The organism is Limosilactobacillus secundus (genome assembly GCF_020784695.1).
Lineage (GTDB): Bacteria > Bacillota > Bacilli > Lactobacillales > Lactobacillaceae > Limosilactobacillus > Limosilactobacillus reuteri_F.
In genome coordinates this window covers 64,162-91,021 of record NZ_JAJGUA010000044.1, presented here as the reverse complement: position 1 = coordinate 91,021, position 26,860 = coordinate 64,162, and the positions used below count along the sequence as shown (strand labels likewise).

The following is a 26,860-nucleotide window of genomic DNA, read 5'->3' as shown; positions in this document are numbered from 1 at the left end:
GACTTGCTAGTAATATAATTAGGATTGAAAATATAGCTATGTTAAAATCAAAATTATGTAGCATTAGCTTAATTGATAAATTGGAGGAAAAGAAATGGAATTTATTGCAGTGTTGGCGGGGTTATTGCTTGCGACACAGATCGTAGCACACTTGTGTCGTCGCGTTGAGATTCCAGAAGTGATTGGACAAATCCTGGTTGGAATCATTGCAGGACCCGCTGTTTTAGATTGGGTTCATTTAAACTCAATGATGAATGAATTTCAAGAAATTGGGGTTATTATCTTGATGTTCATCGCAGGATTGGAGAGCGACCTATCCTTACTAAGGAAATACTTGAAGCCTGCTGTTGTTGTGGCGTTTTTGGGGGTAATTATTCCCATTGTAATTATGGGGCCGGTAAGTTATATGTTTGGCTTTACTAAGCTTGAATCATTGTTTATCGGGGTTATTTTCGCAACAACATCTGTTAGTATTTCAGTTGCAGTATTACGTGAATTTAAGCGCCTGGATAGCCGAGAAGGGGCAACAGTCCTTGGAGCAGCAGTTGCCGATGATATTATTGGTGTTATCTTATTAAGTGTGATGATTAGTGTAATCAATGGAAGCAGCAATAGTGGTCATGGTAATGGCCAGCCTTTAGGAATTGTCCTCTTGATGCAGTTAGTATTCTTTGGTGGAACTTACCTATTGATTCGTTGGTTAGCACCTTACCTGATTCATATGAGTGATCGCCTATTAACAGTTGCTTCAACGTCGGTAATGGCGATGATTATCTGTTTAGGCATGGCCGCAATTGCTGATTATGTTGGCTTGAGTGGGGCTGTTGGCTCCTTCTTCGCCGGAATTGCTGTGGCTAACACCAAGCATAAAGAAGTTGTTGACCGGAGTTTTATTCCAATTGGATATGCAATGTTTATTCCGCTATTCTTTGTCAGTGTAGGCTTGAACATGCGCTTTGATAATATTGGTGAATCGTTTGTCTTTGTTATTGTAATGACAATCCTTGCATGCTTAACAAAACTGCTTGGATGTGGAGCGGGTGCTAAGCTATCTGGCTTTAGCATGCCAAGTTCTTATGTTGTCGGTAGTGGGATGGTTGCCCGTGGTGAAATGGGATTGATTACAGCCCAGATTGGTTATGAAGCACATCTTCTTTCGCCAATGTATTATTCAGATGTAATTACCGTGATTATTATCGCAACTGTATTAGCGCCATTTATTTTAAAGAATGCATTGAAACGATCAGCCAACGAACTTGAGTAAAGGGGGCTTTTGATGGAAAATCATGAACGAGAAACGGAGCAAGCGCGGGTTGATAATGTTGAAAAACAAATTGACCAACAGGTAGCTGCTACCACTAAAGCTGTTGAAGATGCTCATCGTGAAACACGGGCAGTTGAACGTAATTATAGTGAAAATGCATCTATTAACCGTTATGAAGTTGATGATATTGCCGAATCTCGGTCAATGATTGAACAGCAGCGCCAATTGGTTTCGCGAGCAGCGGAAAGTGAATCAATTCTAAAGCACCAGTTAAGAACTTTAAAAAACTTAAAAGGATCACCGTATTTTGGACGGATTGACATTCAGGATCCTGGTGAAGATAAAAGTGAAACGCTATACATTGGTACTTCTTCCTTAATGAATGAGGATAAAACAGACTTTTTAATTTACGACTGGCGGGCACCGATTTCTGGGGTTTACTATAACGGTACCCTTGGGAAAGTTAATTATGAAACGCCAGCTGGGATACAAACCACGGAATTAAAAAAGAAACGCCAATTTACTATTAAGGATGGTAAGATCACTAACATGTTTGATACCAATGAAACGGTTGGTGATGAAGTTTTGCAAGCGGCTCTTGGAAAGCAAAATGACCAGTATATGCATAATATTGTGGCAACAATTCAAAAAGAACAAAATGATATTATCCGTGATACGCGTAGTGACCTTTTACTAGTACAAGGAGTTGCCGGTTCGGGAAAGACCTCAGCGATCCTTCAACGAATTGCATACTTGCTTTATCATAGTCGAACGGAATTGAACGCTGACCAGATTGTCCTCTTTAGTCCTAATAATTTATTCAGCCACTACATTTCTGAAGTTTTGCCAAGTCTTGGTGAAAGAAATATGCGGCAAGTAACATTAGAAGGTTTTATCCGTCGGCGCTTTGAAGGATTACAAGTAGAAACATTATTTGATCGCTATGAAGAACGGCAACAGCCGGAAAATGCTTCTCATGTTGTTGCTGACTTTATTGAAAGTGAATCTTTTATGACGTCAATTGCACGTTATGTTGAGAAAATGACAATTGCTGATTTACAGTTTGCTGATATTCGCTTTAATGGTCAAGTTTTCTTTTCGGCTGATCATATCAATGATCTTTATAAAGAATTACCATTGAAAATGGCTCCTGCTGATAAGTTAGTTCAATTAAAAAATAAGTTAATTCGTGAATTGCAACGGCGGGTTAAAGATGAAGCTAAAAAGGATTGGGTAGCTAAAGAGCTAGATTCACTTGATCTACAACAATTGCACAATCTTTATGGTAAGAAAACAATTGATGATTTTAAGGATGAAGATGAACAATATGCTTACCTTTCACGGCGCTTAGCTAAACGACGCTTACGTGTTATTGCAGACGCAATCTATAATAATTATTTTCTTGATTTTTATAATCAATATAATAAGTTTTTGCATCAGGTTGAAGTTCCTAAGACAATTAGTCAGCGGGAATGGGCGACAATGATTCTTGCTTTTCAAGATGAGATTGAATATCATCGGCTAGAATTAATGCATGCGGCCCCTTTGATGTATCTGCGTGATTTGATTTCCGGGACAGGACAAAATCGTTCTTTTCAATATGTATTTATTGATGAGATGCAAGATTATTCAACAGCGATGTTAATTTACTTAAAACACGCTTTTCCCCAAGCTAAGTTTACGGTCCTCGGTGATAGTGAACAGGCTCTTTTTAAGCCGTTGCAGTTACCGGAAGAGCTATTAAATAAACTTAGTGGGGTATTAAAGGCTAAGCGACCTAATCTAATTGCTTTACGGCGGAGTTATCGTTCCACAACGGAGATTACTAATTTTGCGAAGGCCTTGTTGCCAGATGGAGATAAGATAATTTCCTTTACTCGCCATGGGAAAAAACCACGCTTGTTAGTCCGTTATTCTGATAAAGAGAGTCAGCAAAGTTTGTTAGATGAGACGCTTAAACTAGCTGACGAACATGAAACTGTAGCGATCTTAACCAAGAATCAAGAGCAAGCTACTGCTATTTATCAATTACTTCACCGACAAAAGATTGAAAATATTCATCTCCTAGATAAGAATGCAAGTGAATTGCCAAAGGGGATTTTAATTCTCCCAATTTACTTAGCAAAGGGACTCGAATTCGATGCTGTTCTTGCTGCGGATGTCTCTGCTAAAAACCTAGCTAATACTGATGAAGTTGGCATGATCTATACAATGGCATCACGAGCAATGCATGAACTGGTACTTTTAAGCAATGGTTCAGTTAGTGATGCAATTAATGAGAAAGCTGGACGTCTTTTGACAATTGAGTATCAATTACCAAATAAAAATTAAATTTTTCTATTGATTAAAAACGCTTTCGAGGGATGCTGACTTATGATAAGCTAATGGAGTAGATATAGAAAAAGGAGATGCTTCGCCATGGTTAAAGACGAATACACACTTGTACTAGTAAAGCCTGATGGGGTAAAAACTCGTCATATTGGAGATATTATTACCCGTATTGAACGGAAAGGGTATAATATTGAAGCTCTTAAGATGATTGATCCATCAGAAGAAAAGCTTCGTCAGCATTATTTTGATAAAGTTGACAAACCATTCTTCCCTGAATTATTAGAATACATGACAGAAGGGCCAATTGTAGGAATTGTTGTTTCTGGTACGAATGTAATTCAGGCCATTCATAACATGGCAGGAGCTACTAACCCTGGTGAAGCTGAATGGGGAACAATTCGTGGTGACTATGGTCGTGAATGGCCTGATGGCAACTTACGAAATATCATTCATACGTCTGATAACGTTAATAGTGCTACTCGCGAAATTGGTATTTGGTTCCCAGAATTTGATATTAAAGATAAGCAGTAGAAAATAAAAAGACTGAGAGAAAATTTTTTCTCTCAGTCTTTTTATTTTTCATTTGCCTTTTGTTGACGTTTAATCTTTCGTTGTACTGCTAAGGTATTACGCTCCCAGAAGACTCCATCAGTGTAGCCTTGAATGCTAGAATCGTCTTTGGCTTGATTTAGTCGGTACTGTCCCCATGCACAATATAAGAGGCTTTGCTCGATTCCAAGATAGTGGCGATTGAGCTTAGCGGCAGTTACTAAACTCGAACCGGAACCAGCAAAAGGATCAAAAATGAAGTCATTGGGATTAGAACTGGCAAGAATAATTTTTGCAAGCAATTTCTCGGGTTTTTGGGTTGGATGACCAGTATTTTCTGGCATTGACCAATACGGAATTGAAATATCATCCCAAAAATTAGAAGGCATTGTATCCCGAAAGTTACCATTTTTAGTAGCTTGCCAGTCTTTAGCAATCCCATCTTGACGATAAGGAGCTACTACCTGTCGTCGCTGTTTAACTTGGTCGACATTAAAAGTATAATCACTTGGGTTAGTGGTTAAAAACCAAATATCCTCCATCCCGTTTTTCCAATTTTTCATTGCCCCCCGGCCCTTTTCTCGCTGCCAAGTAATCCGGTTTTGAATTGTAAAATTTTTTTCGAGGATCGGTGCTAGGGCCATACTGGTTGCCCAATCAGAAAAAACATAGATACTAGCATTTTCTTTTAATAATGGCTTTAAGAGGTTAATCCATTTTTGCGTGTAAGTTTGATATTGGCTTGTGGACATTTTTTTAAAGCATAAACCATCATACTGTTTATTAAGGTTGTAAGGAGGGTCAATAAGGGCAAGATCAATTTGATGTGGTGATAATTTAGTCATTACTTTGAAGGAATCTCCGTTGATAATCTTATCGGATATTGTCTGGAGATTATCAGTAGGTTGAATAATTTGATTGAGGAGCTCAGGTGAAGTTTCCTCAAGCGTGAAATCGATTGTTTTATTTCTTTTTGAGCGCATATAGACCACTCCTGTTCGACGTTTAATATTATTATACTTGTCATGTTCAGGATTGTCTTGCCTTTTTAGTAGGAGTTGGATTAAAATTAAATATATTAAGTAGCGCGAGCCTTAGCGAGGGACGGGTCGGTGAAAAGGTCCCCAAAGTGCGAAATGGTCACAACAAGATACATAATGAGCGGCAATAATGATTGCAATTTAGGTGGCACCGCGCGAAAAGCGTCCTATTTAGTGTATATGACTAAGTAGGGCGTTTTGTAATTTAGGAGGAATTTAAAATGGCAGAAGAAAGACACGTTATTTTAACTGGTGATCGACCAACTGGTAAGTTGCATATTGGACACTATGTAGGTTCGTTAAAAAATCGGGTTGAATTACAAAATACGGGTAAATATGATACCTTTATCATGATTGCTGACCAACAAGCATTAACTGATAATGCCCGGGATCCTGAAAAAATCCGTCGTAGTCTCCATGAAGTTGCCCTTGATTATTTGGCGGTTGGAATTGATCCAAAGAAGTCAACAATCTTGGTTCAATCACAGATTCCAGCATTGAGTGAATTAACGATGCACTATCTTAACTTAGTAACTATTGCACGTTTACGCCGAAACCCAACTGTTAAGACTGAGATTAAGCAAAAGAAGTTTGGTGAAAGTGTGCCAGCTGGATTCTTTACTTATCCAGTAAGCCAAGCAGCAGATATTACGGCATTTAAGGCTGATACAGTGCCGGTTGGTGATGACCAAGAACCAATGCTTGAACAAACTCGTGAAATTGTGCGGACATTTAACCGTATTTACCAACAAGACATTTTAGTTGAGCCTGAAGGGGTATTCCCACCAAAGGGCCAAGGACGAATTCCAGGACTAGATGGCAATGCAAAGATGAGTAAGTCGCTTGGCAATGCAATTTATCTTTCTGATGATGCTGATACAGTGCAAAAGAAAGTAATGTCGATGTATACTGATCCAACACATATCAAGGTTAGTGATCCTGGTCATGTTGAAGGAAATACTGTCTTTACTTACCTTGACATCTTTGATCCAGACAAAGAGCAGGTTGCTAAATTGAAGGAGCAATACCAAGCTGGTGGCCTTGGGGATGTTAAGATCAAACGTTACTTAAATGAAGTCCTTGAAGCTGAACTTGAACCAATTCGCAAGCGACGCGAAGAGTATGCAGCTAATATTGATTATGTTGATCAAGTTCTTAAAGAAGGCTCAGCACGGGCAAACAAGGTTGCTAATCAGACACTTAAAGAAGTTCGTGATGCAATCGGGATTAACTACTTTGACTAAAAATATAAACTAAAAAAGCGAGGTTGCTAGGAAAATAAGTTTTTCCCTGAGCCTCGTTTTTTTTCGTGTCTCCCATAGCAGAACATGGTAACATAAAAGAGATGTATTTATACGAAAAATAATTAATTAAAGCGGAGGTGAAAATGGTGGAAAACCTCGCGATTGTAGACCTCGGCTCAAACTCGGCCCGAATGGCAATAACAGAAATTGCTCCAGATGGACGATTTCGTGAAATTCGACGTGTAAAAGAAAATACACGTTTATCTGAGGGAATGGGACGAGAAAAAATGTTACAAGAGAGTGCAATTGAACGAACAATTGCGGCTTTAAAACGATTTAAAAAAATATACCAAGAGATTCCTAATATTAAAGTTCGTGCGATCACAACTGCTGCAGTTCGGCAGGCACGAAATCGTCAAGAGTTTTTGAATCGTGTTCAACAAGAAGTCGGTATTCATCTACAAGTTTTATCTGGTAAAAAAGAAGCCTATTATGATTACCTAGGCGTTGTTCGGACATTGCGACTTAACCACTGTTTGATTCTAGATGTTGGTGGAGCAAGTTGTGAATTGATATTGGTGCAACAGCGAAAAGCACGTAATTTGATTTCTATTCCGGTGGGAGCTGTTAATTTATCAGAACAATACCACTTAAATGGCTATGTTCGCTCGGCAGACCTTTTTCGTGCTCAGGTAGCTATGAATGAACGATTGACTAAGATTCCGTGGTTACGATATGCAACGCGTGTTCCGATTGTTTTATTAGGTGGTGCTAACCGAACTTTAGCGCGTATGACTCAATCCTATCATCACCATCACCGCCGAAACGGTTCGATTCATGGGTATCAGCTTTCTTCACGAGTAGTATTTGCTACTTACCGTGAATTGTTAAATCGTAACTTGGCCCAGCGTAAACGGATGCCTGGTCTAGAACCGGAACGAGCAGACATTATTATTGGTGGAATGCTGCCTCTTGTAACCCTTTTGCAACGCAACAGTGATGGCCGGGTTATTTTTTCAGAGAGTGGTGTCCGCGAAGGAATCATCACTGAATATGTAAATCAAAGGAAGCGACACCATGACTGATTGGCAACACGGTTTTTATAAGTTATCTGCCGATGATCGACGTCAGCAATTGGCAAAAGCTCGTCACCTATCTCCCATTGAAGAGCAAGTATTAGCAAATACAAGTTCAGATTTAGGGGATGAGTTAGTCGAAAATTATATTACTGATTATTCTTTGCCTGAAGGAGTAGCCTTAAACATAACAGTAAATGATCGACCGTACGTTGTGCCAATGGTAATTGAAGAACCATCAGTCATAGCTGCTGCTAGCAATGGCGCGCACCGGGTAAGCAAGTCGGGTGGATTTACTGCTCCTCAGCAAGACCGGCAATTAGTGGGCCAAGTTGTATTAGATGACGTAACCAATAAAGCAGCAGTTAAATCATGGCTATTAGAACACCAAGATGAGATTTTAACAATTGCTAACCAGGCTCATCCCTCAATGCAGGCACGAGGTGGGGGCGCAACGTCAATGGAAGTTCGCACTCCTGGTGACTTCATTAGCATTGATTTGGGGATTGACGTTTGTCAGGCAATGGGAGCCAATAGTGTCAATACGATGGCAGAAGCAGTTGGAAAATGGTTAACGAATCAGGGCTTCCATGTTATTACCGCAATTTTAAGCAATCTTGCAACGCAGAGCCTTCAAACTGCTACCTGTAAAGTTGCCTTTCGATACTTAGCTACCCCCGCGATGAATGGTAAAGAGGTTGCTCAACGAATTGCTCGTCTTAGTGATCTTGCACAAGTTGATCCTTATCGAGCAGCTACTCATAATAAAGGAATAATGAATGGAATAGATGCGGTTATGATCGCCAGTGGAAATGATTGGCGGGCAATTGAAAGCGGAGCCCATGCCTATGCTGCTCGTGATGGACAATATCGCGGCTTAAGCACTTGGACAATTCAAGACGACTACTTGGTAGGGAAAATTGTTCTTCCTTTACCAGTTGGTGTAATTGGTGGTTCAATTGGATTAAATAAGATGACAAAGATAAACTATCATATTAGTCAAATTAAGAGTGCCGAAGAGTTAGCAGCAGTGACAGCAAGTATCGGGTTAGCACAAAATTTGGCTGCTTTACGAGCATTGACAACTACTGGGATTCAAGCTGGTCATATGAAACTCCAATATCGCTCGTTAGCGGCAAGTGTCGGAGCGACGCCAGCAGAAGTACCGTTAGTGGTAGCTCAATTAAAGCAGCGATCACATGTTGACCAAGCACTTGCTAAAGAAATATTATCAACGATTAGAAAGGATCAAGTTAATGACTGAAGAGAGAATTACACTAAATAAAGAAAATCAAGCACTCCTTGATCAGGTTAACAGTCTATATCCTGAAGGTAGTGTCTTTGTTCAGTTTCATGGTGACAAGTCAGGATACGTTCGCCATGACCAAGCAACTCAGCAAACTATTCCTGGTGCCTTGGTTATTATTGTGACTGACTTGACTGCCCCAAATTACACCGCTTCACACGAATTACTGCACCTTTTGATGTTGCTAAAAGGTTTTCCACAAATCTTTTTCCAACTATCTCTTGGTGATAAGGAACTCGATGAACAGATGATGATTATGTCAACGGATTTGTATAACATTGCCATGCATCGAGTAGTGGTTGCGGAACAACGTAAGCATGGTTTTATTACCGATGAGATTGAAGAGCAGTATCTAAAGGGGATTGAACACACATTAACTCCGGAAAAAGAGGAAGATGATGAACGGACGTTACGGTTATTAACCCTTTTGGATGCCTTAGTCTTTTATGGTGATCACATTTCAAAGTATGAAAAAACTTTGGCAGAAAAGTACCCTCTCGCACTAACTGCAGCAAAAAAGATGTATGCTGAGATTACAAAGAAGCCAATTAAGTCACCATTCGATATGCGCCGGTCAATTGTTAAGATTTATGCTTTGTTTGATCAACAAATGCAAGAATGGGGATTACCAGCCTTACATAATAATGAATATACAACTCTCTCACCGGTATTAAGTGCCCGGCAATTACGTTTAGAGATGCGTCAAGTTTTTGAAATCTATCACTCTGATATGAAAGAACGGGGGACAGATAAGCGCGCCTATGTTGGTCTTCGGCGGAGTGATGGTCAAAATTCGTTTACTCTTCCGGCACCGGCTCAAAATGCGCCAGAAGAATTTAAGAAGATATATGATCAATCAGTGAAGGAATTTCTTGAACAGAATAGCATTCCATACATTGTAAGGAAGTGAGTTAGATGGATGCGACGATTCAAAAAACATTTGACGACGCAAAAAATATTGTCTTTCTAACAGGAGCTGGTGTCTCAACTGCTTCTGGTATTCCTGATTTTAGGTCAGCAAACGGTTTATATACGCAAAATCGGAATGCTGAATATTATTTAAGTCACCGTTATTTTGCTAGTGATCCAGAAGGCTTTTACGAATTTTGCAAGCAAAATTTGTATTTTCCAGATGCAAAGCCTAACGTAATTCATCAAAAACAGGCAGCGTTGACGCAACAGGATCGTGCGACAGTTATAACGCAAAATATTGATAACTTATATGAAGAAGCTGGAACAAAACACTTAATTGATTTTCATGGAAACCTCTTCCACGTTTATTGTGAAAAGTGTCATGAAACAGTTCCGGTGAGTGAATATTTGAATAGTCGCTTGCATCAAAAGGATAATGGTCCCTTGCGTCCGGATATTGTGTTATATGATGAAGGAATTAAGCAAGAGGATATTGTCAATTCTGTCAAGGCAATGCAACAAGCTGATTTAGTTGTGATTGTGGGTACTTCGATGAAAGTATACCCATTTGCGGGCTTGCTAGATTACCGCAATCCAAATGCAAAGGTGATTGCTGTTAATCAGCAGTTATTGCAATTTCCTTTTGACTTTCAAATGGTTCAAGACGACGCAACAAAATTCTTTGACGAATTAAAAGTATAAAAAAGAAGCTGCAGTTGTCTGAGGACAATTTCCAGCTTCTTTTTGCTCCAGTAGTTATTCAAAGAAAACGACCTTCCCATCAACTTTGAATGGGAGCGCTACTAAATGAGAACCCTTCTTTTTAGTAGCATCCTTTTCTTGATAAAAAATGTGACGAATACCTTTGTTCTTTAGTAGCATTTCTGATCGCTCCTTTCATATTGTTCACTTGTAAAATAACATGTTTTGAACGCTTTTCCTAGGGAAATAACGAAGTATGAGAAGCGCTTTCATTTTAAGATGTGAGAAAAATGCATAATCTGTTCGCCTTTTACTATCAAAATGAATAAAAGTGATAAAAACAGGAATTTGCGTCCTTGAAAAATGAATATAGATTTATTTTGTGGTGTATAAGAATTTGCTAAGTAATTTGATGAGAATTTTTGAGGGACGAAAGAGAGGATTAAAGATGAAAATAACAATGGGGATGACAACTTGGACAGAGCATCCAGTACTCATTCATGATGAACAACGCCCAGTAAGGCTTGATGAGTATGTTCAACATTTTCCAGTCGTTGAGGTTGATACTTTTTTCTACGCTTTACCTCAGATATCAACAATTCAAAACTGGCTTGCTACTGTTCCTCCAGCTTTTCAGTTTATCGTTAAAGCTAACCAGAAAATGACATTGCATCAGCGAAATCAAGAACGCGGCGAACTGGAACAGGTCTTTCAACAATATCGCCGGACAATCTCCCCCTTGGTAGCTGCTGGTCAATTAAAGACGATATTGTTTCAGTTTCCACCATACTTTGACGCAACTGTGCGTGATTTTTCCTACTTACGATTAATTCGAGAATGGTTAGGAAGCTTACCAATTGCAGTCGAATTTCGTAATCAAACTTGGTATAAGAAAGAAATTTTCCCATCAGTCTTAGATTTCTGTCGGGAACTCAATTTTACATTAGTGGCCGCTGATGAACCTCATAATACGCCGACGTCCGTACCGTTTATGCTTGCGACAACTAATCTCGACTTAGCAATGTTGCGCCTTCATGGTCGTAATCGAAAAGGATGGGAAAACCAAGGAAAAGAATGGCGGAAAACGCGGACTTTATATCGATATTCAACGGAAGAACTTCAATTCTTTAAAAAACAAATTGAGTCCTTGCAACCGCAACCTAAAGAACTCTGTGTTATCTTCAACAATAACTCAGCTAAGGATGCAGCACCCAATGCATTGTGTCTTCAAAAAATGATGAATATTGAATTCGAGGGACTGGCACCTAAATCGCCAGAACAGCTTGATCTGTTTTAGGATGGAGCAAGTCCTAATAAAATGCTATACTAAATGTTAAATCTTAATTAGTAATATCTTAGAAAGAGGGGCCTCATATGGCTGAACAAAAACCAACTTATTACATTACCACACCAATTTACTATCCATCTGGTAAACTCCATATTGGTAATTCCTACACAACAATTGCATGTGATGCAGAAGCACGTTTTAAGCGTTTGATGGGCTATGACGTATTCTACTTAACAGGAACCGATGAACATGGCCTTAAGATTGAACAAAAGGCTGAAAAGCTCGGTATGAAGCCACAAGAATACGTTGATCAAATGGCTGCCCAAATTAAAGAGCTATGGAATAAACTTGAAATTACAAATGACAAGTTTATTCGGACGACCGACGATTACCATGAAAAAGCTGTTCAAAAGATTTTTCAACAACTGCTCGACCAAGGGGATATTTACAAGGGCAAATATACTGGTTGGTACTCTGTTGATGATGAAGAATACTTCACAGAAAGTCAGTTAGCAGAAGTTTACCGTGATGAAGACGGTAATGTGATCGGTGGAAAGGCGCCATCAGGTCATGAAGTTCAATTAGTTGAGGAAGAATCATACTTCTTTAAGATGAGCAAGTATGCCGACTGGCTAATGAACTACTATAAGGAACATCCTAATTTTATCGAGCCGCAATCACGGATGAATGAAATGATCAATAACTTCTTAAAGCCAGGACTAGAAGATCTTGCAGTTACGCGGACATCATTTAGTTGGGGTGTTAAAGTACCTAGTGATCCTAAACACGTGGTATACGTATGGATTGATGCGTTATCAAACTATATTACCGCGCTAGGATATGGTAGTGATGATGATAGTCTCTTTAAGAAGTATTGGCCTGCTGATGTTCACATGGTAGGAAAAGAAATTGTTCGTTTCCACACGATTTACTGGCCAATTATGCTTCATGCGCTTGGCTTACCATTGCCAAAACATATTATCGGTCATGGCTGGTTAACAATGCGTGACGGTAAGATGTCGAAATCAAAGGGAAATGTTATTTATCCTGAAACTCTGGTTGACCGTTACGGCCTCGATGCTACACGTTACTACTTATTGCGGGCAATGCCATTTGGTAATGATGGAGTCTTTAGTCCAGAAGACTTTGTTGATAAGGTAAACTTTGACCTTGCTAACGATCTAGGAAACTTGCTTAATCGGACCGTTGCGATGATTAATAAGTATCAAAACGGTAAATTAGTTGGCACTAATGATGCAACTACTGATTTTGATGCTGATTTAGAACAAACTGCTAGTGATGTAATTGCTGAGTATAAAGAATTAATGGATAAAACACGGTTTGCTGAAGCATTGGCAACTGTTTGGAAGCTGGTTAGTCGTGCTAACAAGTACATTGATGAAACTGAACCATGGGTATTAGCAAAAGATGATAGTAAGAAGGATATATTATCTGATGTGATGACTCATCTAGCAAAGAGTTTGCGGATTATTGCAGCCTTAATCCAACCAATTATGCCAAATGCACCAAAACAGATTGTTGAACAACTTGGAATTGAAGGAACTGACTTATCATTAACTGATCTTCAATTTAATGATTTCCCAGCAGAGGCTCAGGTTGTTGCTAAAGGAACTCCGATCTTCCCACGTTTGGACGTGAAGGCCGAGGTTGAGTTTATTAAGAGCAAGATGACAGCAAATGAAAAGAAGAAGGGAAGAAAGGCAATGGCTGAAGCAAAAGAAAAAGCCCAAGAAACAGCACAAGAAGAGAAAACAGATGGCAAAAAGCCAATTCGGATTGATGTCTTTGACAAAGTTGAGTTGAAGGTGGCTCAAATCACTGCTGCCGACCATGTAGAAGGTGCTGATAAGCTTCTAAAATTCCACATGGATGATGGAACAGAAGAAGGTCGTCAAATCCTTTCTGGAATTGCTAAATGGTATCCAGATCCTTCTGTTTTAGTAGGTAAGAAAGTTTTGATTGTTGCTAACTTGAAACCACGGAAAATGCGGGGCGAATTAAGCCAAGGAATGCTTTTGTCTGCCGAAAAAGACGGTAATGTTCAAGTAGTAACTGTTCCTGACAATTTAGTACCTGGAATGGGCGTTGAATAAAGTGAATAATCATCAACACCAGCAATTGGTTTATGATTCCCATACCCACCTAAATGACGATGCATTTTATGATGACGTGCCTGCCTTTATTAACCGTGCTGCTCATTATGGCGTGACGGAAATGAATATTGTTGGCTCTAACCAGCTATTGAATGCCCGTGCTTTAAAGTTGGGGCATCAATATCCTAACCTTCATCCAATTATTGGTTGGCATCCAGAAGATATTGCTAATTGGAATGGTGAAACCAAGAAAGAGTTACGTCAACAATTAGCAGATCCCTTAATTGTGGGAATTGGAGAAATTGGCTTAGATTATTATAATGACGAGCGTTCTCCTCACCAGCAACAACAAGAAATTTTTGCTGAACAGCTTGAGTGGGCACGGGAACTTAAATTACCGGTCTCAATTCACTGCCGGGATGCCCTAGCTGACACGTATGAAATTTTGCGGAATGCCCACGTCGATGAATTTGGCGGTGTTATGCATAGTTTTAACGGGACACCAGAATGGGCAGAGAAATTTATGGATCTTGGGATGATGATTTCCTTTAGTGGTGTCGTAAGCTTCAAAAATGCGGCAGAAGTCCATGAAGCAGCATTAGTTGTTCCCCTGGAAAAGATGATGGTTGAAACGGATGCTCCTTACCTAACTCCACTTCCATACCGAGGAAAGCAAAACGAACCCGGCTTTACTAAATTTACGGTGGATGCAATTGCAGATTTAAAGCAGGTTGACGCTGGTAAAGTAGCATACAAAACATTTATGAACGCCCGCCGCTTATTTTTGGAAAATGAAGAAAGAGGCCTATGATTAGAATAAAAGAAGTTATAGTCGTTGAAGGTAAAGATGATACTAAACAAATTTTAAAAGCGGTTGATGCAGATACTTACGAAACAAATGGGTCCGCAATTTCAATGGCTGACTTGGCAAAATTGAAAAAATTACAAGCAAGCCGGGGGCTAATTGTTTTTACTGATCCGGACTTTAACGGTGAGCGGATTAGAAAAATAATCAGTGAAGCTATTCCTGGAGTTAAGCATGCTTTTATTAAACGAAAAGATGGTGTGCCAACTGAGGCTCATGGTAGCTTAGGGGTTGAGCATGCGACGCCAGCAATTATAAAATCAGCATTGGAGCACCTTTATACCCAAACAACGACACCCCAGCAGGTTTTTAAGCGAGAAGATTTGCAAAAATGGGGATTAACAGGTCAAGCGGATTCACGAAAACGGCGTGAAAAGTTAGGACAACTACTCGGAATCGGCTATGGAAATGGGAAACAATTGATTCACCGTCTAAACATGTTTCAAGTTGATCGCGCAACATTTGAAAAAGCAATTAAGCAAATAAATCAGGAGGAAGATCATGAGTAATTCACCAGAAATTGGTAGTCGAACACGTACCCGAGCGATAATGGAAAAGTACGGGATCCGAACAAAGAAAAGTTTTGGTCAGAATTTCCTTACTGATTTGAACGTCTTAAAAAACATCGTTGAGGCGGCGGATATTACAGCTAATGACAATGTAATTGAAATTGGCCCTGGAATTGGCGCTTTAACGGAGCAATTAGCACAAGCGGCAGGAGAAGTTTTAGCCTTAGAAATTGATCAAGATTTAATTCCGGTGTTAAAAGAAGTATTATCACCATATGATAATGTGAAAGTGATTAATCAAGATGTCCTTCAAGCTAATTTGCCAGAATTAATCAAAAAGGAATTTAAGGATCCTAGTCGACCAATTAAGGTGGTTGCTAACCTTCCTTATTACATTACAAGTCCCATTTTAATGAATTTGCTGGCTAGTCCTGTTGAGTGGGCGATGATTTGTGTAATGATGCAAAAGGAAGTTGCTCAGCGACTCACGGCTAAACCAGGAACTAAACAATATGGTGCTTTGACGTTAGCTATTGAATACCAAATGCAAGCTAAAATTGCTTTTGATGTTTCGCGGAAAGTATTCGTGCCATCACCTAATGTTGATTCAGCGATTGTGGTATTAACGCCACGGAAAAATCCGCTTCCAGTTCAGCCTTTTGACAGGCAAAAATTATTTGGTTTTATTCGGGGATGTTTTGCTCATCGTCGCAAGAGTCTTTGGAATAACTTGCAAGGTGTAATTGGTAAAGACCCAGCGGTAAAAGAGAAAATGACTTCTGTTTTAACCCAGCTAGATATTTCGCCGCAAATCCGGCCAGAAAAGCTAACTCTCGAACAATTTATTGAACTTGCGAATGCTCTTCACCAGCAAAATCTCTTGTAAAAGATGGTTGACCGTTATAAAACATTATGGTACAATTTTGCCTTTTGTGTAAAAAAAGAGTATGCTAGTCTACAGTGAGGTGAAAGAGTCGTGCCTAATAGCATTGTAGAAATTAAGAAGAAGCTAGATGAACGGATTGGCGAGCATGTTTTAGTAAAAGCGCAAGCTGGACGTAAACGTATTACCACCCATCACGGTATTTTAAGTAAGACTTATCCTGCAGTATTTGTTATTCATTTGAATGATGAACAAGGAACATTGGATCGAGTTTCCTATAGTTATACTGATTTGTTAACACGAAATATTTCAATTGCCTTCGATGAAGCAGAATAAACTGATAAAAATTAAAATTCATATTTATAAAATAATAGGAGTGAGTAAAAATACCTTTCAATTAGGAAGGCAGTTTTTATTCACTCCTTTTGCTTTAGGAATAGTTAGGAAACAGTAGTTGCAAGGATTATAGTTCCATTAGTATAATTTAACTAACTAAATTATTACAAATAGGGAGGGTTGCCGGATGATAGTTACAGAAAAAGCACCAGCAAAATTAAATTTGAGTTTAGATACGCCGATGCGATATTTTGATGGTTCTCCTCAATGGGATATGGTAATGGTCTCGGCAGACCTGGCTGATTATGTAACTGTTGAGACACACCGGCGCCCTGCAACAATTAAAGTCTATACAAATAGTGGCTTTTTACCTAATGACCAACGTAATCTAGCATACCAAGCAGCTCATATTTTACGTAGTCGTTTTCATTGTAAAGATGGCGTTACGATTCGGATTAAGAAGCAAATCCCAGTTGCGGCCGGATTGGGTGGTGGCTCTTCAGATGCAGCGGCAGTTTTGCGAGCATTAAATAGTATTTGGCGGTTGGGACTGAGTTTATCAGAGCTAGCAAAGATCGCACTAACGATTGATTCTGATGTTCCGTATTGTATATATAACAAATTAGCTCATGTTACTGGTCACGGTGAAAAAATTGAATTGTTACCACCACAACCTCACTATTGGGCCGTGATCGCAAAACAAAAGATCAGTGTCTCTACACCGCAAATCTTACGGCAAATTAATTATGAAAATCTTCACCATCTTAATAATGTAGATTTACTGGCAAATCTAAAGAAAGAGGATTGGCAAGAGGCAACAAAATATATGGGAAATGTTTTAGAACCTTTAACGATGAAATTTTATCCAGAAATTGGTCGTTTAAAGAATAAGATGAAAGAATTAGGGGCTGATGTTGCACAAATGAGCGGGACGGGACCAACTGTCTTCGCAATCTGCCATACAGAATCGCGAGCAAAACGGATGCAAAATAGTATCCGGGGATTTTGCCGCGACGTTCATGTTGTAACTTTGCTTTGATCATATTTAAGGGCAAGAGATAGGAAGTGGGAAATAATCTCCTCGACAAGGCGGTGGGCTAAGCTAGAACGATGATTGGCACGGCACGGGCTGATTAGCGTTCGTACTTAGCCTCGAGCCTTGTGATTATTTTCCACGTTATCTTGCTATTGTTCGTGAAAACAGTTGAGGCTGAGAGAAAACTTTGTTTTCTCTCAGCCTCTTGTCCTTTTTTATAGTTGCAATCCAGCATAAAGTTCGCTATTATATTCATTGTTCTAAATAGTAATGATTACGATTAAAAGAGGGAAAGAATGAAAAAATATATTATCGGTATTAGTAGTATTATTGCTTTGTTGGTTATAATTCTTGGTTTATCCTTTGTTCCGTGGAAATCGATGGGGAAAAATCAAAAGCCGATTAGAGTGGTAACCGGAATGAATTTCTATGGCGAAGTAGCACAAAAGGTAGCTGGCGATCATGGCCAAGTGATTTCGTTTATTGATAATGCTTCGGTTGATCCTCATGATTATCAACCCAATACTAAACAAGCTCAGCAAGTTGCTAAAGCCAATGTAGTAATTGAAAATGGCCTCGGCTATGATAGCTGGGTAAACAAACTTGTTAAATCAAGCAGTAATCGTAACAAGATTAAGGTAATTGATGTGGCATCATTAACTGGCAAGAAAGCTGGTGACAATGAGCATATTTGGTATGCCCCTGAAACTGTCGAAAAATTAGCAAATGATCTGGCAACTCAATATGGTAAACTTGATCCGCAACATGCTAAGGATTACCAAAGAAACGCACGGAAATATTTAGCTTCTCTTCAACCGCTTAATGAAGAAATTGCAAAAGTGAAGCGCCAAGTAAATCCTAACAATAATCGAGTTGCAGTCAGTGAACCAGTTTTTGATTACGCCTTAGAGAATGCTGGCTATCAAATTATGGACAAACATTTCGAAAAAGCTGTTGAGGATGGAAACGATCCATCACCAAAAGATATTGAAGAAATTCAACAAGCAATCATTAATCACCAAATTGCCTTCTTTGTTGCTAATTCGCAGACAAGTGATAAAGTTGTTGATAATTTAGTTAAACTTGCCCATGAACATGATGTTCCAGTATTAAAGGTAACGGAAACAAAGCCGAATGGGGATGACTATATGCAGTGGATGCTTAAGCAATACCAAGCATTGTCTCGCATTCAACAAAAGGAGAATTAAGAAGATAATGGCAGTTGTATCAGTTGATGATTTAACGATCGCTTATGGAAATCATACTGTAATCGATCATTTAAGCTTCTCCATTAATGAAGGGGATTTTCTCGTCGTGGTTGGTGAAAATGGGGTAGGAAAAACGACTCTTGTTCGCTCGATGCTTGGTTTTTTAAAACCGAAAAGCGGGACAATAACTATTCCGCAAAGTACACGACTTGGCTATGTTCCTCAGTTTCGTAATATTGATGAAGAATATCCGCTATCTATTCGTGATTTTGTTGCTTTAAATACTAAACCACGTCTTTTACCATGGCTGACTAAAAGCGAGCGAAACCGCGTTGAACGGATGATTCGTGAAAATAACCTAACAAAGATTGCTGAGCGGCCCCTTGGTTTAGCGTCCGGGGGTGAGAAGCAGCGAGCATATCTTGCTCAAGCTTTATTACCTAATCCTAACCTCCTTATTCTGGATGAATCGACGGCAAGTTTGGACAATGAAATGAAGTATGAATTGCTAGACTTAGTAACCCGTTTTCAACAGAATGGTTTAAGTGTAATGTTTATTACTCATGATTGGGATCTAGCAGAACAATATGGGACCCGTTTCTTGTATCTGTCTCCCGGTTCATATTCCACTGGGCCAATTAATGAGTTACCCAGCCCGGTAAAGGGGGATAAAAAGTAATGTTAACTTTAAGTTTTATGCGTCATGCATTTATCGCTAGTACATTTATTGCCATTATTTGTGGAATTATTGGGGTTTTTGTTGTTGCACGAAATTTATCATTCTTAACGCATACCTTGTCTGAAATTGGATTTGCAGGTGGTGCTTTTGCAGTTTTCGCTGGATGGCCAGCGCTAAATGGGATGATTCTGTTTACAATGTTAAGTTCAGTTATTGTTGGACAAATGAGTATAAAAGAATCACGACGAGAAGCGGTTATTAGTGCCGTTTCAGCACTGTTCATTGGCTTAGGAATTCTTTTCTTATCTTTGAGCAGTCAGTCAGCTAGCTCAGCAACAAGTATTTTGTTTGGTAGCGTGGTTGGAATTAGTTTGAATGAGGTCTGGCAGCTTGTCTACCTTTCCATTCTTGTTTTAATCATTTTGTTATTGATGTATCGCCGCCTTAAGTTTGACTCCTTTGATTCAATTGGGGCGCAGGTCAGTGGAATAAATCAAACAGTGATTTCTGTTGTTTTTCTTTTACTACTTGCTTTAAGCGTTAGTGTTGCTGCTCAAATTGTCGGTTCTTTGCTAATTTTTATCCTCCTAACGTTACCAGCTGCTAGTGCTAAATACTTTACGCATGGTGTCGCACGGATGATTATTTTAGCGATTTTATTTTCACTGTTAGGTACATGGCTTGGGCTTTTTCTCGGTTATTTGACAGATTGGCCAGTTAGTTTCTTTATTGCAGTAATTGAAGTTATTATCTATGCTGTCGCCTTGATTTATAGTAAATTTATCGAATCGAATTAGACTGTGGCTTAAGCCAGATGACATTCCTAAGAGGTAACCAGCACAGTCCAACAATGGTCTTCAACGCCCAGCAAAGTGTTGGAGGCTATTATTCTTTGCGAGACTTTCAGAGGTTAACGTCGCCTTGAAAAACGAAGGCACGAGTGAGCTTTGGCTTGTGCCCTTTTCTTAGTAAATACTAAAATTTTGCCGAAAATCCGAACGTTTTATGTTAAAATCAATGTTAATTAATCCTTTTTGAAAGGTAGAGAAAGAACATGAAAATTAGACGGAGTAACCGATTGGTGGATATGACACGCTACTTGCTTGAACATCCGCGCTCATTAGTATCGTTGAAATTTTTTGGTGAGCGTTATGACTCAGCTAAGTCATCAATCAGTGAAGATTTAGGAATTGTTAAACATACATTCCAAACTTGGGGGCAAGGACGATTAGAGACAATTCCTGGTGCAAGCGGTGGCGCGGTACTAACGCCATTTTATTCTAAAGAAAATGCTCAAGCGGCCATTGATAACTTGGTTGACCGGGTTAATGATGACTCGCGTTTGCTACCGGGAGGCTATGTTTACTTATCAGATTTAATCGGCCAACCGGAAATCTTGCGGCAGATTGGTAAGTTAATCGCTACTCAATACGTTGATACTGATGTTGATGTTATTATGACAGTTGAGACTAAAGGAATTCCGATTGCACAAAGCGTTGCGATGTATATGAATAAACCATTCGTTATTGTTCGTAATAGTTCGCACATTACTGAAGGACCTACTGTAAGTGTTAATTACGTTTCTGGCTCTGTTCAACGAATAAAGAAAATGGAATTGTCTCGTCGTACATTATCAGCTGGGGCTAATGTTCTGGTTGTTGACGACTTTATGAAAGGCGGCGGCACGATTAACGGAATGAAATCTTTGATTAAAGAATTTGATGCTAACTTGGTTGGGATTACTGTTTTTGCAGAAGGTCGTCCAGTCAATGGGCAACGGTTGGTCGATAACTGTACTTCATTAATCAAAGTGGAAACTAAAGATGGTACGGAGAAGAAGATTGCAGCACAAGCAGGAAGCTTCATGGAAAACGTGTTTGATAAGAAAGTGGAGAATTAGGAAATGACAAAACGTAATGCAATTATTTTAGCTGCTGGTAAAGGTACACGGATGCGCTCAAAGCTATACAAAGTTTTACACCAAGTTTGTGGTAAGACCATGGTTGAGCATGTTTTAACCCAATTAGAAAAGACCAAGATTGACAATATTATTACAATTGTTGGTTTTGGAGCGGAAACCGTTGAACAACAATTGGGACACCGTACTAAGTATGCTCTTCAGGAACAACAACTCGGAACTGGCCATGCCGTAATGCAAACAAAAGACCTTCTTGCAAATGAAGATGGCGAAACTATTATTGTTAGCGGTGATACTCCATTATTTACTGCTGAAACTTTTGAAAAGCTTTTCGAATATCATGAACAACGGCATGCGGCAGCCACTATTTTGACTTCTATTGCTCCTGACCCAACTGGTTATGGTCGGATTGTTCGAAATGACGTTGGAATCGTTGAACGAATCGTGGAACAAAAAGATGCTAATGTTCAAGAACAAGCAATTAAGGAAATTAATACCGGAGTTTACTGTTTTGATAACAAGAAGCTATTTGAAGCTCTCAGCAAGATCACGAATGATAATGCTCAGGGTGAGTATTATTTAACTGATGTTATTGGCATTTTAAAGCAAGAAAATGAGATTGTAACAGCCTACAAGATGGATAACTTTGACGAATCGATGGGGGTAAATGACCGAGTTGCCCTTGCCCGTGCAAACAAGGTAATGCGTAACCGAATTAATACTCATTGGATGCGTGAAGGAGTTTCGATGATTGATCCAGAGACAACTTATATTGATGCTGATGTTAAAATTGGCCGTGATACAGTTATTGAAGGTGGCGTTGTAATCAAGGGTCATACAGAAATTGGTAACGATTGTTATATCGGTGCTGGTTCACGGATCGCTGATTCTAAGATTCACGATGGGGTTAAAATTATTTCTTCGACCCTTCAAGAAGCAGAAATGCACAATGGTAGTGATATTGGTCCTAATAGTCACCTGCGTCCAGAAGCAGAAATTGGCGAGAATGTTCATATTGGTAACTTCTGTGAGGTTAAGAAAGCTTACATTGGTAAAGGAACAAAAGTCGGTCACTTGACTTATATCGGTAATGCTACTTTAGGCAAGAATATTAATGTTGGCTGTGGAGTTGTCTTCGTTAACTACGATGGGACAAATAAGCACCATACTAATGTTGGCGACCATGCCTTTATCGGTAGTAACAGTAACTTAGTGGCTCCAGTTAATATTGCAAAAGATTCATTTGTCGCTGCTGGTTCGACCATCACAGACAGTACGGAACAATATGATATGGCAATTGCGCGGGCACGACAGGTTAATAAAGAAAATTATGCTAAGAAGCTACCATGGTAACTTGCTTTTTGCCTCACTAATTTATATTATGTAAGTGGTAGTAGTATAACTTTTATTAATCAGCGGAGGACCTAATGACACAGCAATATTTTGATCAAAATTTAAAAATCTTTGCGTTAAATTCAAACCGTCCCTTAGCAGAAAAGATTGCTAAGCATGTCGGTGTTGATTTAGGAAAATTATCTGTTAATCGTTTTAGTGATGGTGAGATCCAAATTAATATTGAGGAAAGTGTGCGGGGAGACAATGTGTATGTCATCCAGTCGACTTCTGCCCCGGTTAATGACAACTTAATGGAGTTATTAATTATGGTAGATGCGCTTCGTCGTGCTAGTGCCAAGACGATTAATGTGGTGATGCCATACTATGGTTATGCCCGTCAAGACCGGAAAGCACGGAGCCGTGAACCAATTACTGCTAAGTTAGTTGCTAATATGTTGCAAAATTCTGGTGTTGATCGGATTATTGCACTTGATCTTCATGCCGCACAAATTCAAGGGTTCTTTGATATCCCTGTCGATCATTTGATGGGTGCTCCTCTGTTAGCAGAGTATTTTATCAACCAGGGTGTTGCTGAAAATGCAGTTGTTATTTCTCCTGATCATGGTGGAGTAACACGGGCACGAGCACTTGCCGAGTTTTTAAAGTCTCCAATTGCGATTATTGATAAGCGGCGTCCACGGGCGAACGTTGCTCAAATCATGAATATTATTGGGGATGTTAAGGGCAAAAAATGTATTATGATTGATGATATGATTGATACTGCAGGAACTATTAGTTTAGGTTCGCAAGCATTAATAGATGCAGGAGCAGAAGAAGTCTACGCATCATGTACCCATGCGGTATTATCTGGCCCAGCAATTGAACGTTTACGGAATGCACCGCTTAAAGAAGTCGTTGTGACGGATTCAATTCAATTGCCAAAGGAAAAACAAATCGACAAAATTAAACAGGTATCGGTTGCTCCACTAATTGGAGATGCAATCAAACGGATTAACGAAAATCGTCCTGTTAGTCCACTGTTTAAACAAGTATTCCAAAGTGCACAGTTGGAAAAGAAGTAATGCTTAAGTAAAATGAATTTAATAAATCAAGTAGGTCGGAAGGAAAAAACATTTTTAGTTTCTTGCGGCCTTTCTTATTTTCCGTTTCTGTTTTAAAAGAAGATAAAGATTTAGGAAAGGCAAACAGTCATTATCAATTCATGTTATAATACGATGTGAAATAAGGAGGAGAAAAATGACAACAATTAAGTTTTTCAAAAAAGCAATGGTTGGAACAGCTGCAGTCGCTACTATCTTTGCCCTAGCTGGTTGTGGGAAACAATCTGCGTCAAGTAGTGATGCAAGTTCTTCCAGCACATCGTCGTCTGTCCGTTCTTCCGAAAGTAAAGCTTCAAAGGCTTATCGTACAGCTAATAAGCTTATCCAAAATCATGATTATGAAGGGGCTTATGAACAGTTAAACCAATTAAATGATCATAATGCCCAAACGGAAGCACTTGCTGATGATTTACAAAGCTACATGGATGCCCAAAAAGCATATGAAAATGGCGATTATGATGGTGCTAAGAACAATTTGAAATCACAAAAGTCAACTAGTCCGGCAATGCGGAATGCATACGCTGATTTACAAAGCAAGGTAAGTTCTGCACAGGGTTCTACTAGTTCTCAAGCTTCATCATCTACTAATAGCAAGCAAACAAATAAGCAATCCAGTTCTACAAGTGCAGCAGCTCACCAATCATCTTCTACTGCTAACCAAGCTGCATCTGATGCAACTAGTGATAATGTAGTACAACAATTTGCTAACAAGATGGGCTTTAGTGGCTCCCAAGGTTACCAAATTATGCCAACCGGTAAAACGGGTAATGTTTACAAGTTTGAAGTACGTCAAAACAATAGTGATAACACTGTTGCTAACTTAATCGGTATTTACCAATACAATAGCCAAACTGGAGCGGTAACAAAGATCGCTTAATATATATAAGATGTCAAAAAATAAAAGCAAGAGGTGTAACTTTTTACGAAAGTACGCTTCTTGCTTTTATTTTTGCCTTTACTTAAGAACATATTCTTCAATTGCTTTTCCAACACCATCATGATTATTATCAGCGGTTGTTACGTCAGCGATCTTTAAGGTGCCAGGAATTGAGTTTCCCATCGCTACCCCTAACCCAGCAAATGCGATCATTGAATCATCGTTTTGCGCATTACCAAGAGCCATGACTTCTTCTTTTTTAATTCCTAGTTCTTCACTAAGTAATTGAAGGGCATTTCCCTTACTTGCTTGTTTATTCATGAACTCCAAATAAAAGTCTTCGCTGCGGACAATTGAAAAACGCTCGCGCACTTCTACTGGAAGTTCTGCCCATGCTTTGTCAATTTGTTCTTTAGTATCAACCATCATTGCTTTGGCGATCACGTATTGGTCTTGCATTTTAGAAAGTTCGTCAAAGGTACGGTAACGAATTGGCATACTTACAAGGTCTGACTCGTAGACTGTATATGGACTTAAATCTCGATTAATTGTATAGATGTAATCTCGCGTTTCGATTTGGGACTTGACGCCTTCTTTAATACAATAAGTTTGCCAGTCTGCATAGTCATTGAACGGCATTGTGTAATTTACCAAGACGTTGCCACTAGTTGATTGAGCTAGTGCACCGTTGAAGCTAATAACAAATTCGTTATCTGAATCATTTAAGTCCAACTGGTCAAGGTATGCTTTTACACCTGTCATTGGACGTCCAGTGCATAAGACGATCTTTACTCCCTGCGCGCTGGCTTTTTTTATTGCGGCAACAGTTGGTGGTGTGATTTCGCGTTGGTCATTGATTAATGTTCCATCGATGTCGATTGCGACTAATTTAATTGCCATTATTTTTGCTCCTTTGGGTTAATAATATGATTATTCTTGATATAGCTTTGGAATTCTTCATAGATTGGCTCAAAAATTTCAATATTGTTTCGCGTTTCAAGCATCTCTTTTGGGAAAAAGAACCGTTGATCTCCGGCTTCTCGTCCTGACACACTAGCGACTAGAGTACTAACTTGGGATAGTTCAACAAAATCGCCATTAGGTTGGAGAAGCTCGATTTGTGTTTGAGCATTAGAATCTTGTGGATGATAGGTGTCGTATGGAAGTTTAAAGCTATCGTTGACTGCGGTGTAATACTGGCTATTAAACCCAGCAGTTTGGATGAGCTTGCGTAAAGTTGGTAAAAGTTTTTGTGTATTTTGATCATAAATAACTGATTTAAATGGTCGGCGGTTAAGGAAGCGACTAGCAAGATCGCTTAAAATATCATCACGGGAATGGGTCCAATGAATAAAATAAGTGGTTAAGACACCATCGTCAAGAGCCAAATAGTCATCCAAGGTGAACTTACCATTAAAAAACGGCATCAGCATATGAGGGGTGAAGTCGGGCTCAAAGTCATTAGGATGCTGGTAAATATGTTTTGCCCGCATTAAGAGGTGATCTAAGATAACTTCCATTGAACGAGAAACTGGGTGGAAGTAGACTTGCAGATACATTTGAAGCCGACTGATAATGTAATCTTCTACTGCATGCATCCCCGAAATTTCAAAGGCAATCCCCCTCTTAACCGGTCGCATAACATGAAGAACACGATCAAGATCAAATTTTCCGTAGTTTGTTCCTGTGTAATACGCATCTCGTTGCAAGTAGTCCATCCGGTCCGCATCAACCTGACTTGAGATCATTTGTACTACTTGGGGATTCTCATAAGTATGATCAATCACACTAGCAACTTGATGAGGAAAATCAGGCGATACACGTTGTAATATCTTATTAATATTAGTGCTGCTGTCAGTGATCAACTGGCGAGTAATTTGCTCATGGTTTGTATGGAAAATATGTTCAAATGTATGGGAATAAGGACCATGCCCTAAATCATGGAGGAGGGCTGCACATAAAGCAACCGGCCGTTCGTGATCATCCCATAGGCCATCGCCAGGGTACTGACTAGGGTAGTTTCGTTGAAAATAGTTGCACATTTGGCGGGTAATTTCATAGACGCCTAAGCAGTGGCCAAAGCGGGAATGCTCGGCTCCATGAAAGGTAAATGATGAAGTTCCTAGTTGCTTGATTCGTCGTAATCGTTGAAACTCGGGGGTATTAATTAAGTCCATAATAATTTGATTATCGACAATAATTTGTCCGTGAATTGGATCGCGAAAAACCTTTTCACGGCGAAGTTTTTCGTCATAAAAGTGATTCAT

26 protein-coding genes are annotated in these 26,860 nt (G+C 39.3%); 22 read left to right on the top strand and 4 right to left on the bottom strand.

What is annotated here, in order from left to right:
* The first annotated feature begins 94 nt into the window (after positions 1–94).
* From LMB57_RS08725 to ndk, 3 genes are all read left to right on the top strand, one after another.
* Entirely contained in the window at positions 95–1,264 is a 1,170-nt protein-coding gene (locus tag LMB57_RS08725) for a cation:proton antiporter (RefSeq protein ID WP_229272361.1), read from the top strand.
* A 12-nt stretch (positions 1,265–1,276) separates the two neighbouring features.
* Positions 1,277–3,595 (top strand): RNA polymerase recycling motor HelD, encoded by a 2,319-nt coding sequence (helD, locus tag LMB57_RS08720; RefSeq protein ID WP_229272362.1) that lies wholly within the window; start codon positions 1,277–1,279, stop codon positions 3,593–3,595.
* Between the two features lie 87 nt (positions 3,596–3,682).
* Positions 3,683–4,126 (top strand): nucleoside-diphosphate kinase, encoded by a 444-nt coding sequence (gene ndk, locus LMB57_RS08715; RefSeq protein ID WP_003665559.1) that lies wholly within the window; start codon positions 3,683–3,685, stop codon positions 4,124–4,126.
* Between the two features lie 41 nt (positions 4,127–4,167).
* On the opposite strand, the gene LMB57_RS08710 is transcribed toward ndk, so the two are convergent.
* Positions 4,168–5,127 (bottom strand): DNA-methyltransferase, encoded by a 960-nt coding sequence (locus tag LMB57_RS08710; RefSeq protein WP_229272363.1) that lies wholly within the window; start codon positions 5,125–5,127, stop codon positions 4,168–4,170.
* A gap of 278 nt (positions 5,128–5,405) precedes the next feature.
* On the opposite strand from LMB57_RS08710, the gene trpS reads away from it, so the two are divergent.
* The 5 genes from trpS to LMB57_RS08685 all read left to right on the top strand — a co-directional run bounded on the left by trpS (position 5,406) and on the right by LMB57_RS08685 (position 10,424).
* Positions 5,406–6,428, top strand: coding sequence for a tryptophan--tRNA ligase (trpS, locus tag LMB57_RS08705; protein ID WP_229272364.1), 1,023 nt, complete (start codon positions 5,406–5,408; stop codon positions 6,426–6,428).
* Positions 6,429–6,571: 143 nt separating this feature from the next.
* Positions 6,572–7,513, top strand: a complete 942-nt coding sequence (locus LMB57_RS08700) for a Ppx/GppA family phosphatase (protein ID WP_229272365.1) — start codon at positions 6,572–6,574, stop codon at positions 7,511–7,513.
* Entirely contained in the window at positions 7,506–8,768 is a 1,263-nt protein-coding gene (locus LMB57_RS08695; RefSeq protein WP_229272366.1) for a hydroxymethylglutaryl-CoA reductase, degradative, read from the top strand. Before LMB57_RS08700 ends, LMB57_RS08695 begins: the two co-directional genes overlap by 8 nt.
* Positions 8,761–9,720, top strand: coding sequence for an IpaB/EvcA family protein (locus LMB57_RS08690; RefSeq protein WP_229272367.1), 960 nt, complete (start codon positions 8,761–8,763; stop codon positions 9,718–9,720). The genes LMB57_RS08695 and LMB57_RS08690 overlap by 8 nt, the downstream gene beginning before the upstream one ends.
* Before the next feature lie 5 nt (positions 9,721–9,725).
* Entirely contained in the window at positions 9,726–10,424 is a 699-nt protein-coding gene (locus LMB57_RS08685) for an NAD-dependent protein deacylase (RefSeq protein ID WP_229272368.1), read from the top strand.
* Between the two features lie 54 nt (positions 10,425–10,478).
* On the opposite strand, the gene LMB57_RS09855 is transcribed toward LMB57_RS08685, so the two are convergent.
* On the bottom strand, positions 10,479–10,604 hold the full coding sequence (locus LMB57_RS09855) for a hypothetical protein (protein ID WP_003665570.1): 126 nt from the start codon (positions 10,602–10,604) through the stop codon (positions 10,479–10,481).
* Positions 10,605–10,872: 268 nt separating this feature from the next.
* On the opposite strand from LMB57_RS09855, the gene LMB57_RS08680 reads away from it, so the two are divergent.
* From LMB57_RS08680 to LMB57_RS08615, 14 genes are all read left to right on the top strand, one after another.
* On the top strand, positions 10,873–11,721 hold the full coding sequence (locus LMB57_RS08680; RefSeq protein ID WP_229272369.1) for a DUF72 domain-containing protein: 849 nt from the start codon (positions 10,873–10,875) through the stop codon (positions 11,719–11,721).
* 77 nt (positions 11,722–11,798) lie between these two features.
* Complete coding sequence (gene metG / locus LMB57_RS08675; protein ID WP_229272370.1) at positions 11,799–13,826, top strand: methionine--tRNA ligase; 2,028 nt, start codon at positions 11,799–11,801, stop codon at positions 13,824–13,826.
* Positions 13,819–14,637, top strand: a complete 819-nt coding sequence (locus LMB57_RS08670) for a TatD family hydrolase (RefSeq protein ID WP_229272371.1) — start codon at positions 13,819–13,821, stop codon at positions 14,635–14,637. The genes metG and LMB57_RS08670 overlap by 8 nt, the downstream gene beginning before the upstream one ends.
* The gene (rnmV, locus tag LMB57_RS08665; RefSeq protein WP_229272372.1) at positions 14,634–15,200 is read left to right on the top strand and encodes a ribonuclease M5; all 567 of its coding nucleotides are present in this window, start codon (positions 14,634–14,636) and stop codon (positions 15,198–15,200) included. The genes LMB57_RS08670 and rnmV overlap by 4 nt, the downstream gene beginning before the upstream one ends.
* A complete protein-coding gene (rsmA, locus tag LMB57_RS08660) occupies positions 15,193–16,086 on the top strand; it encodes a 16S rRNA (adenine(1518)-N(6)/adenine(1519)-N(6))-dimethyltransferase RsmA (RefSeq protein ID WP_229272373.1) in 894 nt (297 codons plus the stop codon). The genes rnmV and rsmA overlap by 8 nt, the downstream gene beginning before the upstream one ends.
* Before the next feature lie 90 nt (positions 16,087–16,176).
* On the top strand, positions 16,177–16,419 hold the full coding sequence (locus LMB57_RS08655) for a Veg family protein (RefSeq protein ID WP_003665581.1): 243 nt from the start codon (positions 16,177–16,179) through the stop codon (positions 16,417–16,419).
* 187 nt (positions 16,420–16,606) lie between these two features.
* Entirely contained in the window at positions 16,607–17,458 is an 852-nt protein-coding gene (ispE, locus tag LMB57_RS08650) for a 4-(cytidine 5'-diphospho)-2-C-methyl-D-erythritol kinase (RefSeq protein ID WP_229272374.1), read from the top strand.
* Positions 17,459–17,751: 293 nt separating this feature from the next.
* The gene (locus LMB57_RS08645; protein ID WP_229272375.1) at positions 17,752–18,663 is read left to right on the top strand and encodes a metal ABC transporter solute-binding protein, Zn/Mn family; all 912 of its coding nucleotides are present in this window, start codon (positions 17,752–17,754) and stop codon (positions 18,661–18,663) included.
* 7 nt (positions 18,664–18,670) lie between these two features.
* Positions 18,671–19,342: a metal ABC transporter ATP-binding protein gene (locus LMB57_RS08640; protein WP_003667190.1), complete on the top strand. Its 672-nt coding sequence runs from the start codon at positions 18,671–18,673 to the stop codon at positions 19,340–19,342.
* Positions 19,342–20,139, top strand: a complete 798-nt coding sequence (locus tag LMB57_RS08635; protein ID WP_003665585.1) for a metal ABC transporter permease — start codon at positions 19,342–19,344, stop codon at positions 20,137–20,139. The genes LMB57_RS08640 and LMB57_RS08635 overlap by 1 nt, the downstream gene beginning before the upstream one ends.
* Before the next feature lie 257 nt (positions 20,140–20,396).
* Complete coding sequence (gene purR, locus LMB57_RS08630) at positions 20,397–21,242, top strand: pur operon repressor (RefSeq protein WP_003667193.1); 846 nt, start codon at positions 20,397–20,399, stop codon at positions 21,240–21,242.
* A 3-nt stretch (positions 21,243–21,245) separates the two neighbouring features.
* Positions 21,246–22,613 carry a bifunctional UDP-N-acetylglucosamine diphosphorylase/glucosamine-1-phosphate N-acetyltransferase GlmU gene (glmU, locus tag LMB57_RS08625; protein ID WP_229272376.1) on the top strand — a complete coding sequence of 456 codons (1,368 nt, stop codon included), beginning with the start codon at positions 21,246–21,248 and terminating at the stop codon, positions 22,611–22,613.
* A 74-nt stretch (positions 22,614–22,687) separates the two neighbouring features.
* Complete coding sequence (locus tag LMB57_RS08620) at positions 22,688–23,677, top strand: ribose-phosphate diphosphokinase (RefSeq protein ID WP_003667197.1); 990 nt, start codon at positions 22,688–22,690, stop codon at positions 23,675–23,677.
* A gap of 175 nt (positions 23,678–23,852) precedes the next feature.
* Positions 23,853–24,593: a hypothetical protein gene (locus tag LMB57_RS08615; protein WP_229272377.1), complete on the top strand. Its 741-nt coding sequence runs from the start codon at positions 23,853–23,855 to the stop codon at positions 24,591–24,593.
* Positions 24,594–24,671: 78 nt separating this feature from the next.
* On the opposite strand, the gene yidA is transcribed toward LMB57_RS08615, so the two are convergent.
* Together yidA and LMB57_RS08605 are read right to left on the bottom strand one after the other, a co-directional pair.
* Positions 24,672–25,493, bottom strand: a complete 822-nt coding sequence (gene yidA / locus LMB57_RS08610) for a sugar-phosphatase (protein WP_229272378.1) — start codon at positions 25,491–25,493, stop codon at positions 24,672–24,674.
* Positions 25,493–26,860, bottom strand: a complete 1,368-nt coding sequence (locus LMB57_RS08605) for an HD domain-containing protein (protein ID WP_229272379.1) — start codon at positions 26,858–26,860, stop codon at positions 25,493–25,495. Before LMB57_RS08605 ends, yidA begins: the two co-directional genes overlap by 1 nt.

Coding starts and splice junctions, on each gene's coding strand:
- ndk (WP_003665559.1), top strand. CDS start 3,683: ATGGTTAAAGACGAATACACACTTGTACTAGTAAAGCCTGATGGGGTA.
- LMB57_RS08680 (WP_229272369.1), top strand. CDS start 10,873: ATGAAAATAACAATGGGGATGACAACTTGGACAGAGCATCCAGTACTC.
- purR (WP_003667193.1), top strand. CDS start 20,397: ATGAAAATTAGACGGAGTAACCGATTGGTGGATATGACACGCTACTTG.
- LMB57_RS08725 (WP_229272361.1), top strand. CDS start 95: ATGGAATTTATTGCAGTGTTGGCGGGGTTATTGCTTGCGACACAGATC.
- LMB57_RS08645 (WP_229272375.1), top strand. CDS start 17,752: ATGAAAAAATATATTATCGGTATTAGTAGTATTATTGCTTTGTTGGTT.
- LMB57_RS09855 (WP_003665570.1), bottom strand. CDS start 10,604: ATGCTACTAAAGAACAAAGGTATTCGTCACATTTTTTATCAAGAAAAG.
- LMB57_RS08710 (WP_229272363.1), bottom strand. CDS start 5,127: ATGCGCTCAAAAAGAAATAAAACAATCGATTTCACGCTTGAGGAAACT.
- metG (WP_229272370.1), top strand. CDS start 11,799: ATGGCTGAACAAAAACCAACTTATTACATTACCACACCAATTTACTAT.
- yidA (WP_229272378.1), bottom strand. CDS start 25,493: ATGGCAATTAAATTAGTCGCAATCGACATCGATGGAACATTAATCAAT.
- LMB57_RS08685 (WP_229272368.1), top strand. CDS start 9,726: ATGGATGCGACGATTCAAAAAACATTTGACGACGCAAAAAATATTGTC.
- helD (WP_229272362.1), top strand. CDS start 1,277: ATGGAAAATCATGAACGAGAAACGGAGCAAGCGCGGGTTGATAATGTT.
- rsmA (WP_229272373.1), top strand. CDS start 15,193: ATGAGTAATTCACCAGAAATTGGTAGTCGAACACGTACCCGAGCGATA.
- LMB57_RS08700 (WP_229272365.1), top strand. CDS start 6,572: ATGGTGGAAAACCTCGCGATTGTAGACCTCGGCTCAAACTCGGCCCGA.
- trpS (WP_229272364.1), top strand. CDS start 5,406: ATGGCAGAAGAAAGACACGTTATTTTAACTGGTGATCGACCAACTGGT.
- LMB57_RS08695 (WP_229272366.1), top strand. CDS start 7,506: ATGACTGATTGGCAACACGGTTTTTATAAGTTATCTGCCGATGATCGA.
- ispE (WP_229272374.1), top strand. CDS start 16,607: ATGATAGTTACAGAAAAAGCACCAGCAAAATTAAATTTGAGTTTAGAT.
- LMB57_RS08615 (WP_229272377.1), top strand. CDS start 23,853: ATGACAACAATTAAGTTTTTCAAAAAAGCAATGGTTGGAACAGCTGCA.
- LMB57_RS08620 (WP_003667197.1), top strand. CDS start 22,688: ATGACACAGCAATATTTTGATCAAAATTTAAAAATCTTTGCGTTAAAT.
- LMB57_RS08635 (WP_003665585.1), top strand. CDS start 19,342: ATGTTAACTTTAAGTTTTATGCGTCATGCATTTATCGCTAGTACATTT.
- LMB57_RS08690 (WP_229272367.1), top strand. CDS start 8,761: ATGACTGAAGAGAGAATTACACTAAATAAAGAAAATCAAGCACTCCTT.
- glmU (WP_229272376.1), top strand. CDS start 21,246: ATGACAAAACGTAATGCAATTATTTTAGCTGCTGGTAAAGGTACACGG.
- LMB57_RS08640 (WP_003667190.1), top strand. CDS start 18,671: ATGGCAGTTGTATCAGTTGATGATTTAACGATCGCTTATGGAAATCAT.
- LMB57_RS08605 (WP_229272379.1), bottom strand. CDS start 26,860: ATGAATCACTTTTATGACGAAAAACTTCGCCGTGAAAAGGTTTTTCGC.
- rnmV (WP_229272372.1), top strand. CDS start 14,634: ATGATTAGAATAAAAGAAGTTATAGTCGTTGAAGGTAAAGATGATACT.